Origin of the sequence: Bradyrhizobium sp. BWA-3-5 (assembly GCF_032917985.1) — a bacterium.
Taxonomy (GTDB): Bacteria; Pseudomonadota; Alphaproteobacteria; order Rhizobiales; family Xanthobacteraceae; genus Bradyrhizobium.
The window spans coordinates 2,418,480-2,430,134 of the sequence record NZ_CP136626.1; the positions used below are offsets into that span (position 1 = coordinate 2,418,480).

The window sequence follows — 11,655 nt, forward strand, 5'->3', positions numbered from 1 at the left end:
GCGTGAAGCCTAGCGAACAGCCGTTGATGCCGGCCACGGCGGTGCTTCCCATACTGTGACCTGTTTGGCAGAGTTGCAAACAGACCTTAATGCGAGGCCAGAACCTGGCGGCGGAGCAGGGCGCGTGCCACCCATAACTTATTGCGACGACGAGATGATGGCCTACCGGTCGGGCCGAAAGATATTTCGGCCCGGCGATCGTGTCGTTTTTGATGAAGGATACCGCCTCGCGCACCTTCCTCTCGTCAACCCCGGTCACCCGGCCGTCATTAGCGAAGTGGACGAGCGCGACTATCGAAACGGCCGCTACGAGACGGCGCGCCATGCGCTGGTGATGCCGATCGCGGCGGAGGTCTTCGCTGAATCCGCGCCGCTCGGGGCGCTCGAGCATGTGATGAAATCAGCGCGCTTCGCGCCGAAGATCGCGTGGGAGATCGGCGAGCGCCGTCGGGCGAGGGTGCACGCCACGCTTGCCAGCGGCATGCCGGAGGCCGATCTCGGTCGTTATGTCGTCGCGGCGCAGGAATTGCTGCAGCGGACCGGCCCAATTCCGGTTTGCCTGAAAGGCCCGTTTCTGGGCACGCGGAATACTGGCCGCATCTATTTTCCTGTTTACCCGCAACAGATCGACGGTGAAGATCCGTTTGCGTTGCTGCAGAGAAGGCTCGGCGTGTCCGCCACGGGAATCTACCTCGTGGGCTACTATCATATACGCACCGAGCTCGACGCGGTGGAGACGAAAGAACTTGTCGAACTGGTCGATCAGTGGCGCGATCGGGTTGTGGTCGAGACGACCATTTCCTCTCTTGAACTGTACGCCACCAATGACGACCTCGCCCTGTCGGCACGCATCCACGCGAGAATTTCAGCGCGGGAGCCACAGGCCTAGCGCCGGTCCTCCAAAATCATCGCAGCGCCTTTTTCGGCGATCATCGCCGTCGGCGTGTTGGTATTGCCCGAGGTAATCATCGGCATCACCGATGCGTCGACCACGCGCAGGCCGCCGACGCCGTAAAAGCGCAGCCGCTCGTCGACCACGGCCATCGGATCGTTGGCGGTGCCCATCTTCGCGGTGCCGACCGGATGGAAAATCGTGGTGCCGATATCGCCAGCAGCCTTCGCGAGTGAGGCGTCGTCGTCGCCGACGCTGGGGCCGGGGAGATATTCGACCGGCCGATAGCGCTCCAGCCGCTTCTGCTTCATCAGCCGCCGCGTGGTCCTGATCGCATCGGCCGCGACCTGGCGGTCGTCGTCGGTCGAAAGGTAGTTCGGCGCGATCGACGGCGCCTCGTCTGGTCTCGCGGAGCGGACGCGCACGGTGCCGCGCGAGGTCGGCTGCAGGTTGCAGGCGCTGACGGTGATGGCGGGAAAGCGGTGCAGGGGATCGCCGAACTTGTCGAGCGACAACGGCTGCACGTGAAACTGGATATTGGCGCGGGCGCGCGTCGCATCGGAGCGGGTGAAGATGCCGAGCTGCGACGGCGCCATGGTCAGCGGGCCGCGGCGGCGGAAGGCGTAGTCGAGCCCCATCAGGCCGCGCCGGGCCAGCGACCAGTAGGTTTCGTTCAGCGTGCGCACGCCCTCGACCTTGTAGATCGCGCGCTGCTGCAAATGGTCCTGCAGATTGCGCCCGACGCCGGGCTTGTCGAGCACCACATCGATACCGACCGGCGACAGCCAGTCGGCAGGCCCGATTCCGGAGCGGTGCAGCACCTGCGGTGAGCCGATCGATCCCGCACACAAAACGACTTCGCCCTTGGTGCGGGCCTCGACCACCTCATTTCCTTGCAGGAAACGCACGCCAACCGCGCGGCCGTTCTCGACGATGAGCTGGTCGACCAGCACGTTCTTTTCGAGCCGCAGATTGCTGCGGTTCAGCACCGGCTTGAGAAAGCCGCGCGCCGACGACCAGCGCCGGCCGCGCTTCTGGTTGACGTGGAAATAGCTCACGCCCTCATTGTCGCCGGTGTTGAAATCGGGAATGCGCCTGATGCCCATTTCCTCGGCGGCATCGCCGACCGCATCTAGCACCTCCCAGGACAGCCGCGGCGCCTCGATGCGCCAGCCGCCACCGACGCCATGATGCTCGCTTGGCCCGAGGAAATGATCCTCCAGCCGCTTGAACAGCGGCTTGACGTCATCATAGCCCCAGCCGGTCAGGCCGAGCTGGCGCCAGTGATCGTAATCGGCGGATTGGCCGCGCATCGAGATCATCGCATTGATCGCCGAGCAGCCGCCGATCACCTTGCCGCGGGGGTAGGCCAGCGAGCGGCCGTTGAGGCCTGGCTCGGCCTCGGTCCGAAACATCCAGTCCGAACGTGGATTGCCGATCGCGAAGAGATAGCCGACCGGAATATGAAACCAGATCCAGTTGTCATTGCCGCCGGCTTCCAGCAGCAGCACGCGGTTTTTCGGATCAGCCGACAGGCGGTTGGCCATGATGCAGCCGGCGGTGCCGGCGCCCACCACGATATAATCGAAATCGCCTTCGAGCCGCTTCGGCATCTCTCAGTTTCCACCCGTCATGCCCGGACTTGTTCCGGGCATCCACGTCTTTCTTGCGCGTCCTTCTTCGGCGTCTATTAGTCAGACGGGGATGGCCGGGACAAGCCCGCCATGACGAGATGGGGCCTCGGCGCTCAGGGCCGTTGGTTGGACCGCTCCTTGCATGCTACAGGGGCCTAAGCGTTCAATCCCGGAAGGCCAGACATTTCCATGCCAATCGTCAACCGCGTCGCCGAGTTGCAACCCGATATCCAGGCCTGGCGCCGGGATTTTCATGAACATCCGGAACTGCTCTACGACGTGCACCGCACCGCGGGATTGGTGGCGGAACGGTTGCGGGAATTCGGCTGCGACGAGGTGATTACCGGCATCGGCCGCACCGGCGTCGTCGGCGTCATCAAGGGCAGCCGTCCCGTCGGCAAGGGGGACGTGAAGGTCATCGGGCTGCGCGCGGATATGGACGCCCTGCCGATCGAGGAGGCGACCGATCTGCCTTACGCCTCCAAAACGAAGGGGCTGATGCACGCCTGTGGCCATGACGGCCACACTGCGATGCTGCTGGGTGCCGCGCGCTATCTCGCCGAAACCCGGAACTTCGCCGGCGATGCGGTCGTGATCTTTCAGCCGGCCGAAGAGGGCGGCGCGGGCGCGGTGGCGATGATCAAGGACGGGCTGATGGACCGTTTTGGCATCGAGCAGGTCTATGGCATGCATAACGGCCCGGGCATTCCGGTCGGCTCGTTCGCGCTTCGGCCGGGCCCGATCATGGCCGGAGGTGATGCCGTCTTCATCAGGATCGAAGGACTTGGCGGGCACGCCGCGCAGCCGCACAAAAGTATCGATTCCGTGCTCGTCGGCGCGCAGCTGATCACGGCGCTGCAGTCGATCGTATCGCGCAACGTCGATCCGCTGGAATCCGCTGTCATTTCGATGTGCGAATTTCACGCCGGCCACGCCCGCAATGTGATCCCGCAAACCGCTGAGTTGAAGGGCACCGTCCGTACCCTGAACGGCGATGTCCGCAAAATGGTGGAAAGGCGGGTTCGCGAGGTCGTTGCCGGCGTGGCGCAGATCACGGGGGCGAGGATCGACTTGGACTATGCCCACGGCTATCCGGTAACGGTCAATCATCTCGAGCAGACGGATGTTGCGACGCAGGCGGCCCGCGACATTGCCGGCGACGCCAACGTGCAAGTGATGCCGCCGCTGATGGCTGGCGAGGATTTCGCCTACATGCTGGAGCAGCGGCCGGGTGCGCTGATCTTCTGCGGCAATGGCGACAGCGCCGGCCTGCATCATCCCGCCTACAATTTTAACGACGAGGCGATCGTGTTCGGCACCTCGTATTGGATCAAGCTGGTCGAAAGCACGCTGGCCGCGTGACCTGCCAAGCCGGCTTTCCACCCTTTCCTTGTCGGCCAGCCTTCGTCGGCCGGATGGGGGCTCTGCGGCAGTGTGTTGGGTGGACCGCTGCTTGCATGGTAAGGAGGAGCTAGCGTTCCAAACACTGAGGTTCGAGAAATTCCATGCCCATCGTCAACCGCGTCGCCGATCTGCAACCCGATATTCAGGCCTGGCGCCGCGATATCCATGAAAACCCCGAATTGCTCTACGACGTCCACCGCACTGCAGCATTCGTGGCCGATCGACTGCGCGAATTCGGCTGCGACGAGGTCGCCACCGGCCTCGGCCAGACCGGGGTCGTCGGCGTCATCAAGGGCAAGCAGCCCGGTAGGGGCGAGATCGGGGTGATCGGGCTGCGCGCCGACATGGATGCGCTGCCGATCCATGAGGAAACCAACCTGCCGCACGCCTCGAAGACCCCGGGCAAGATGCACGCCTGCGGCCATGACGGGCACACGGCGATGCTTTTGGGTGCAGCGCGATATCTCGCCGAGACCAGGAATTTTGCCGGCGATGCGGTCGTGATCTTCCAGCCCGCCGAGGAGGGCGGGGCCGGTGCCGACGCCATGATCAAGGACGGGCTGATGGACCGGTTCGGCATCGAGCAGGTCTACGGCATGCACAACGGCCCCGGGATCCCGGTTGGCTCCTTCGCCATCCGCTCCGGCCCGGTGATGGCCGCGACCGATTCGATCGACATCAAGATCGAGGGCCTCGGAGGCCATGCCGCGCGCCCGAACAAATGCATCGATTCCGTCCTGGTCGGCTCGCAGCTCATCACCGCGCTGCAGGGCATCGTGTCGCGGACCATTGATCCCCTGGACTCGGCCGTGATCTCGATCTGCGAGTTCCACGCCGGCAATGCCCGCAATGTCATCCCGCAGACCGCAGAGCTGCGCGGGACGGTCCGCACGCTGACGCCGGAAGTGCGCGAAACCGTCGAGCGGCGTGTCCGCGAAATCTGCGAGGGCGTCGCCAAGATGACCGGCGCCAGGATCGATCTGGTTTATGAGCGCGGCTACCCCGTCACCAAGAACCATGCCGAGCAGACCGAGTTCGCGACCCGGGTCGCCAAGGAGGTCGCCGGAGCCCAGAACGTCCACGAGATGCCGCCGCTGATGGGCGCGGAGGATTTCTCCTACATGCTGGAGGCGCGGCCGGGCGCCTTCATCTTCTGCGGCAACGGCGACAGCGCCGGCCTGCATCACCCGGCCTATGATTTCAACGACGAGGCGATCGTGTACGGCACGTCGTACTGGATCAAGCTGGTCGAGAACAAGCTGGCGGCGGCGTAAGGTTCTTCAACTTCGATCGCACGTGAAGTGCGATGGCACGTGAAAGAAGGTCCGTATGTTCAGTACGGGCCTTCTTTATTTTCGTTGAGCCGGAACGAGAGGATGCGTCGCCCCGCATTCGGCCGGAGACGGGCTGCGAGAAATTTCTCGCCCTCGCTGTCGGCGGGCAGCCCCTTCATCCGTCCTTGAAGCGAAAGCGGCTGCAGGCGAGGCCTGCTATATGAAGGGAGCGTCGATGAAGGTCACACAGCATCTCTGGTTCGAAGAGGACATGGAAGCCGCAATCGGCTTTTACACCTCGCTGATCCGTGGGTCCGCGATCCAGTGGGTTTCGTCCCTGCCGGCGGACAGCCCGAGCGGCCCTGCCGGCAGCGTCAAGATCGCCGCCTTCAGCCTCGGCGATCAGCGCTACATGGCGATCGAGGCCGGCCCGCTCGATCCATTCAACCATAGCTTCTCGATCATGGTCGAATGCGACACGCAGGCCGAGATCGATCATTTGTGGGATGCCTTGCGGGAGGGCGGCAAGATCGAACAATGCGGCTGGTTGCAGGACCGCTGGGGCCTCTCTTGGCAAATCGCGCCCAGACGGCTCGGCGAATTGATGAACGATCCCGATCCCGCCAAGGCCAAACGTGTTTCCGAGGCCATGCTGAAGATGGTCAAATTTGATATCGCCGAGCTGGAGGCCGTGGCACGAGGCTAGCGCTCGATGGGCTCTTCTCCAGAAATTATCCGTGTCCCGGACGCGGTGCAGCGTGCAACGGTGCACCGCAGAGCCGGGGCCCACTCTGCAGCGATGATCCCGGATCAGCAGCGCACCACGCCGCAAGTGCGACGCGCTGTATCCGCGGAACGTAACTTCAGCGGCTAAGGAGAATGAGGGGTCGCGCGCTGCACGGCGCCGGGGCTGGAGGAGGACCGCGCAGCGCGTCGACCATATGGGAGCGTCATAGCGTGACCAGACGTCCCACATTCCCTTGAGAATGCGATTGTGTCCACTATCAATTAATAGTTGCAGACGGGATTGTCAATTTTTCCCGTTATATTTCACCAGAAATTGCGGGTCGGGATCGACGGAATTCAGGCCGCATGTGCCGATTTTCGCAGCACCTCGGCGGCGATTTTGAGGTCCTGGACGAAGCGCCGGTATTCGCGCGCCTTGGCCTCCGCATCGGGCAACCGGAGCAGGTAGGACGGATGCACCGTCACCAACGCCCGGGTTCCATCATCCAAATCGATCGGACGGCCGCGATTCCTGTTGATCGGCGTAATCTTGCCGAACACGCTTTGCGCGGCGGTAGCGCCCATCGCCACCACCAGCTCAGGCCGGATCGCCGCCAGTTCGCGTTCGTACCACTGCCGGCATGCTTTGATTTCGGGCGTATTCGGCTTCTGGTGCAGACGGACCTTGCCGCGCGGTACGAATTTGAAGTGCTTCACCGCATTGGTGACGTAGACCTTGCGGCGGTCGATCCCGGCCTCTTCCAGCGCGCGGTCGAGCATCTGCCCGGCGGGGCCGACGAACGGCTTGCCGGCGAGATCTTCCTTGTCGCCGGGCTGCTCGCCGACCAGCATGATCCGCGCCGTCTGCTTTCCTTCGCCGAAAACGGTCTGGGTCGCGTCCTTGTAGAGATGGCAGGCGCGGCAATCGGCGGCTTCCTCGCGCAGGGCCTCGATGTCGTCGGCGCGCTTGCGTGCCATGTCATCTGCCTCATTGCCCGTCTGGGGCGGCTCCGGCCGCTTCTGCGGCTTGTGCGGTTCGCTCGCCGACTTCGCGATCATCGCGCTGGCGGAGCGTTCCGCACCTTCGATCAGAGGTTTAATCAATGAGGCCTCCGGCAGGTTCCGCCAATATTTGCGCGGCATCTCCTTTTGCATGGCGTGCACTTTGAGCCGGGCGGGATTGAAGATGCTGGCATAATAGCTCCGCCAGGTTTCCTCCAGCCGGTCGGCGGTTGGCGCTTCGCTTTTAGCGACGCCCTGCGTGAACGAGACGGCATGGCCGTCCCAATGCGCGCAGATATCGGGGGTGAGGATCGACCAGGGCATGTCGGCGAAGCGCCGCGCGAAGAACGGCGCGGCCAGCTCGACGATGTGATGCTCCGGCTCGAACCAGGCAACGAAGTGCGATTTCTGCTCGCGCCCGACTTCGCGGAAGCGGACGAAAGCGTGCATCTTGTGTTCGTCGCGGCGCACCGCCTTCGCCATGGCCGATATCTCGGCGACATCGGGATCGGTCGCGATCTCGAGCAGGTCGTGATTGCGGCGCAGCCGCCACAAGAGGCGGTAGAGCAGGGCAAACCGCTCGGGGTTGCGGTGCAGGATCGCGATCTCGGCCAGTTCGACGAACCTGGCCGGCACGTTGAAGGTGCCTTGCGGCGGTTCGAGCGGTGGATCGGTCGGCTCGAACAGTTCGGGAGCATCATCGGCGACGCGCCATGTCACGTCGGATGGTTTGACGTCGTTCAGCACCAGCGCCCGCGCCGCTTTGCGCCAGCCGTCGAAATCGGTTTCACTGTCGAGGGTGATGTCGTGCATGGTGTTTCCTCCTCGTCATTGCGAGCGAAGCGAAGCAATCCATTTCTCCACTTGTTGAGGCATGGATTGCTTCGTCGCTTCGCTCCCTTGCGTAAACGCTTCGCGTTTGTCGCAGGCAGTGACGCCTGTGGCTAAAACCCAAATCCCAATTGCGTTGCCTTCGGCTTGAACCGTTCCACCAGCCCCGCGCCATCGAGCACACGCGGCGACGGTCTGAAATCGCCGAGCACGATGAACGGCAGCGCCTTCTTTTGCGGAATGTGCAGCCGTGCCAGATCGGCGAGGCGGATCGAGGTCAGGCGGCGCGTGGCGATGATGCGGTCGACCGCCCTGGTGCCAAACCCCGGCACGCGCAATAGTTCCTCGCGGCTGGCAGTTGCGACATCGAGCGGGAAGCGGTCGCGGTGGCGCAATGCCCAGGCCAGTTTTGGGTCTATGTCGAGCGGCAGCATGCCCTTGGCCTCGTCGACGATCTCGCCGGCATCGAAACCATAAAAGCGCATCAGCCAGTCGGCCTGATAGAGCCGGTGCTCGCGAAGCAGCGGCGGCGCAGCGAGCGGCAGCGCGCGGCTGGCGTCCGGGATCGGGCTGAAGGCCGAATAATAGACGCGCTTGAGGCGGTAGGAGCCGTAGAGATTGGCGCTGGTGTCGAGGATGGTTTTGTCATTGGCCGCATCGGCGCCGATGATCATCTGCGTGCTCTGGCCAGCCGGCGCAAAGCGCGGCGGCTTTGCCCTGGTTGCGGCCTGGCTGTTCTCCCTGGCTTCATCCAGCTTCAGGCGCAGCCGGCCCATAGTGCGGCGGATCGCGCGTACGTCCTTTTCCGGCGCGAATTTGGCGAGGCTGTTTTCCAGGGGCATTTCGATGTTGATGGAGAGACGGTCGGCATATTTGCCGGCTTCGGCGATCAGCGCATCGTCGGCTTCAGGGATCGTCTTGAGATGAATGTAGCCGCGGAAGTGATGCGCCTCGCGCAGTTTGCGCGCGACGCTCACCACTTGCTCCATGGTGTAGTCGGGGCTGCGGATGATGCCGGAGGAGAGAAACAATCCCTCGATGTAGTTGCGGCGATAGAAGTCGATCGTCAGCTTCACCACTTCGTCGACGGTGAAGCGGGCGCGCGGCACGTTGGAAGAGGTGCGGTTGACGCAATATAGGCAGTCGTAATTGCAGGCGTTGGTGAGCAGCACCTTGAGCAGCGAGATGCAGCGACCATCGGGGGCGTAGGAATGGCAGATGCCCATTCCTGGCGCGGTCGAGCCGAGGCCCTTGCCGTCGCTGGAATCCCGCTTTTCCGTGCCGGAGGAGGCACAGGAAGCATCGTATTTCGCAGCATCGGCCAGGATTTCCAGCTTACGTTGCACGTCCATCGGTGAATCCCTTTGATTCCATTCATGAATCAATCGAGTGTCGATCTCGATTGACTCTGCTTGGGCTGTTAGCTTTATATTAGAACATATCATGAACGATTGGGCCAGCCGCGCGTTCATTTCGGGAAGAAGCGGCAAGGCCAGATTCAGAAGGAGCGGCGCATGAGCGGCGCACGCACGAGCACGCTTGCGACTTTGCGCGGGAGCATCGCGCGCCTGGAGCAGGGCGCGGCGCATGATCTCAACAAGGTTTCGCTCGGCCATACGGCGGCAGATGAGGTGCTGCAGGGCGGGCTGGCGCTCGCGGCCGTGCACGAGGTGTTCGCCGAGGGACACCAGGGCGCGACGGCAAGCGGCTTCATCGCCGGCCTTGCGGGAAGGGTGTCGCCGCGCCGACCGCTGATCTGGGTGCGGCAGGATTTTTCGGAAATTGAAACGGGCGCGCTGTCGATGAGCGGGCTCTGCGAACTTGGCCTCGATCCGCGGCTGCTCGTGACCGTGCGGGCCCAGGATACCGACGCCGCGCTGCGAACCGCGGCCGATGCGCTGGCCTGCGATGCGCTCGGCGCCGTCGTGCTGGAGGTATGGGGAGAGGCGCGTCAGCTCGACCTCGTCGCCAGCCGTAAACTGACTTTGGCCGCGCAGGCCTCCGGCGTCACCGCCTTGCTGCTGCGAATGGCGGCGGAGCCACGGCCGTCGACCGCGGAAACCAGATGGATCGTGCGCGCGGCGCATTCGCCGCCTGGATCACCGTGGAGCGCGTGGGGGACGCCCGTCTTCGACGCGCAACTCGTTCGTAACCGTCATGGCCCGGTCGGCCGGTGGATCATGGAATGGAAATGCGATGAGTGCCTCTTCAGTGAACCGGCGGCGTATTCTCAGCCTGTGGCTGCCACGCCTGCCCGTCGACCGCATCCAGCGGCGGCTCAAGGTGCTTTCCGACGCAGCGCGTGAGCCAAGCTCTCGCGACACGAACGCTGCGCTCCCTATCCCGCTTGCGGGGGAGGGTTGGGGTGGGGGTGCCGCCACGAGTCAGACATTCGAGATAACGCAAACCTATCCCACCGTCGTCGTCGCCAAGCAGCACAACGCGATCCTGATCCATTCCCTTGACGATCTGGCCGTCCGCGCCGGCCTTTCGATCGGCCTGCCGCTCGCCAATGCCCGCGCAATCTGCCCCGAACTGACGGTGTTCGACGCCGATGAGATCGCCGACCGCAAGACGCTCGAAGACATCGCCGACTGGTGCGACCGCTTCACTCCGCTGGTGGCGCTCGATTCCCCGCACGGGCTCTATCTCGACATCACCGGCTGCGCCCATCTGTTCGGCGGCGAAAGGGCACTTTTGCAGATCGTCACCGGCGCGCTGAGCCGCCGCGGTTTTACGGTTAGCGCGGCGATCGCCGCTACCGCGATCTGCGCCCGCACCCTGACGCGGCACGCCTCCGGAAAGATCGTCGCCGATGGCGAGGAGACGGAAGCTGTCGCGCCACTGCCGGTCTCCGCGCTCGGCGCCGAGGATGCCATCACCGCCGGCCTGCGCCGTGCAGGATTGAAGACCATCGGCGATGTCGCCTTGCGTGCGCCCCATGAAATCACCGCGCGGTTCGGCGCGGCTTTCACGGCGCTGCTGCAGAAGGCGCTCGGGCAGGGCGATGGGCCGATCAGCCCGCGAAAGCCGCTGCCGGACTACATCGTCGAGAAACGTTTTCCCGATCCTGTCGCCACCGACACCGTGATTGCGATGAACCTCTCGGCGCTGGCTGCCATGCTGGTGACGGCGATGGACAGGCAGGGCAAGGGCGCGAGACGCTTGGAGGCGAGCTTTTTCCGCACCGACGGTGCGGTACGCACGATCTCAGTCGAAACCGGACGTCCGGTAACGAAGCCTGACATGATCGACCGCCTGTTCCGCGAGCGCCTCGACGCGCTGAGCGATCCCCTCGATCCCGGCTTCGGCTTCGATCTGATCCGCCTCTCCGCTAGCCGCACCGAAATCGTGGTGCAGCAGCAGCGCGACCTCGACGCCCACGTCCATAACAATGACGAATTGTCCGCGCTGATCGACCGCATCGCCGCGCGCATCGGCGGAAAACGCGTCGTCGTGCATCTGCCGGAGGATACCCACATCCCTGAGCGCGCCGTATCAGCCGGGCCTGCACAGCATCATCTGGCAGCCGCCGCGCAAGCCGCATGGCCGGAGCGTATCGAGGGCGAGCCGCCGCTACGTCCCTTGCGGCTGTTCGAGAAGCCGGAGCCGATAAAAGTGCCGTTCGCCACCGTGCCTGATGGCCCGCCGCACCAGTTCACCTGGCGGCGCGTCACGCATGCGGTGGTGCGGGTGGAGGGACCGGAGCGCATCGCCATGGAATGGTGGAAGCAGGGCGACGACGGCCCGACACGGGATTATTTCCGCATCGAGGATGAAGCGGGCCGGCGCTTCTGGATTTTTCGCGATGGACTCTATGAAAGCGAGCCGGCGGACGAGGCAGATGAGGTCGCCCCAGTCAGATGGTTCGTCCACGGACTGTTCGCATGAA

Annotated in this window: 9 protein-coding genes; 6 read left to right on the plus strand and 3 right to left on the minus strand. The window is 63.9% G+C overall.

From position 1 onward, the window contains the following. Window positions 1–157 precede the first annotated feature (157 nt). On the plus strand, window positions 158–889 hold the full coding sequence (locus RX331_RS11540) for a hypothetical protein (protein WP_317256683.1): 732 nt from the start codon (window positions 158–160) through the stop codon (window positions 887–889). Here the strand turns inward: RX331_RS11540 and RX331_RS11545 are convergent. Continuing rightward, on the minus strand, window positions 886–2,505 hold the full coding sequence (locus RX331_RS11545) for a GMC family oxidoreductase (RefSeq protein ID WP_317256684.1): 1,620 nt from the start codon (window positions 2,503–2,505) through the stop codon (window positions 886–888). The genes RX331_RS11540 and RX331_RS11545 overlap by 4 nt on opposite strands. A 210-nt stretch (window positions 2,506–2,715) precedes the next feature. Here RX331_RS11545 and RX331_RS11550 point away from each other — a divergent pair, with 210 nt between their 5' ends. From RX331_RS11550 to RX331_RS11560, 3 genes are all read left to right on the plus strand, one after another. After that, entirely contained in the window at window positions 2,716–3,888 is a 1,173-nt protein-coding gene (locus RX331_RS11550) for a M20 aminoacylase family protein (protein ID WP_317256685.1), read from the plus strand. Window positions 3,889–4,031: 143 nt separating this feature from the next. Beyond that, window positions 4,032–5,204, plus strand: a complete 1,173-nt coding sequence (locus tag RX331_RS11555) for a M20 aminoacylase family protein (protein ID WP_317256686.1) — start codon at window positions 4,032–4,034, stop codon at window positions 5,202–5,204. 235 nt (window positions 5,205–5,439) lie between these two features. Beyond that, window positions 5,440–5,910, plus strand: coding sequence for a VOC family protein (locus RX331_RS11560; RefSeq protein ID WP_317256687.1), 471 nt, complete (start codon window positions 5,440–5,442; stop codon window positions 5,908–5,910). A 377-nt stretch (window positions 5,911–6,287) separates the two neighbouring features. Here the strand turns inward: RX331_RS11560 and RX331_RS11565 are convergent, their stop codons facing one another. Both RX331_RS11565 and RX331_RS11570 read right to left on the minus strand, forming a co-directional pair. Continuing rightward, window positions 6,288–7,745 carry a UdgX family uracil-DNA binding protein gene (locus tag RX331_RS11565; RefSeq protein ID WP_317256688.1) on the minus strand — a complete coding sequence of 486 codons (1,458 nt, stop codon included), beginning with the start codon at window positions 7,743–7,745 and terminating at the stop codon, window positions 6,288–6,290. 131 nt (window positions 7,746–7,876) lie between these two features. Continuing rightward, complete coding sequence (locus RX331_RS11570; RefSeq protein ID WP_317256689.1) at window positions 7,877–9,115, minus strand: putative DNA modification/repair radical SAM protein; 1,239 nt, start codon at window positions 9,113–9,115, stop codon at window positions 7,877–7,879. A 162-nt stretch (window positions 9,116–9,277) separates the two neighbouring features. On the opposite strand from RX331_RS11570, the gene RX331_RS11575 reads away from it, so the two are divergent. Then, window positions 9,278–10,069, plus strand: a complete 792-nt coding sequence (locus RX331_RS11575) for a DNA repair protein (protein WP_317258094.1) — start codon at window positions 9,278–9,280, stop codon at window positions 10,067–10,069. After that, a complete protein-coding gene (locus RX331_RS11580) occupies window positions 9,960–11,654 on the plus strand; it encodes a DNA polymerase Y family protein (protein ID WP_317256690.1) in 1,695 nt (564 codons plus the stop codon). Before RX331_RS11575 ends, RX331_RS11580 begins: the two co-directional genes overlap by 110 nt. Window position 11,655: the final 1 nt, after the last annotated feature.

What these genes read in the sequence shown, in the direction of transcription:
- RX331_RS11565 (WP_317256688.1), bottom strand. Translation starts at nt 7,745, where the DNA reads ATGCACGACATCACCCTCGACAGTGAAACCGATTTCGACGGCTGGCGC.
- RX331_RS11570 (WP_317256689.1), bottom strand. Translation starts at nt 9,115, where the DNA reads ATGGACGTGCAACGTAAGCTGGAAATCCTGGCCGATGCTGCGAAATAC.
- RX331_RS11575 (WP_317258094.1), top strand. Translation starts at nt 9,278, where the DNA reads ATGAGCGGCGCACGCACGAGCACGCTTGCGACTTTGCGCGGGAGCATC.
- RX331_RS11555 (WP_317256686.1), top strand. Translation starts at nt 4,032, where the DNA reads ATGCCCATCGTCAACCGCGTCGCCGATCTGCAACCCGATATTCAGGCC.
- RX331_RS11540 (WP_317256683.1), top strand. Translation starts at nt 158, where the DNA reads ATGGCCTACCGGTCGGGCCGAAAGATATTTCGGCCCGGCGATCGTGTC.
- RX331_RS11550 (WP_317256685.1), top strand. Translation starts at nt 2,716, where the DNA reads ATGCCAATCGTCAACCGCGTCGCCGAGTTGCAACCCGATATCCAGGCC.
- RX331_RS11580 (WP_317256690.1), top strand. Translation starts at nt 9,960, where the DNA reads ATGAGTGCCTCTTCAGTGAACCGGCGGCGTATTCTCAGCCTGTGGCTG.
- RX331_RS11545 (WP_317256684.1), bottom strand. Translation starts at nt 2,505, where the DNA reads ATGCCGAAGCGGCTCGAAGGCGATTTCGATTATATCGTGGTGGGCGCC.
- RX331_RS11560 (WP_317256687.1), top strand. Translation starts at nt 5,440, where the DNA reads ATGAAGGTCACACAGCATCTCTGGTTCGAAGAGGACATGGAAGCCGCA.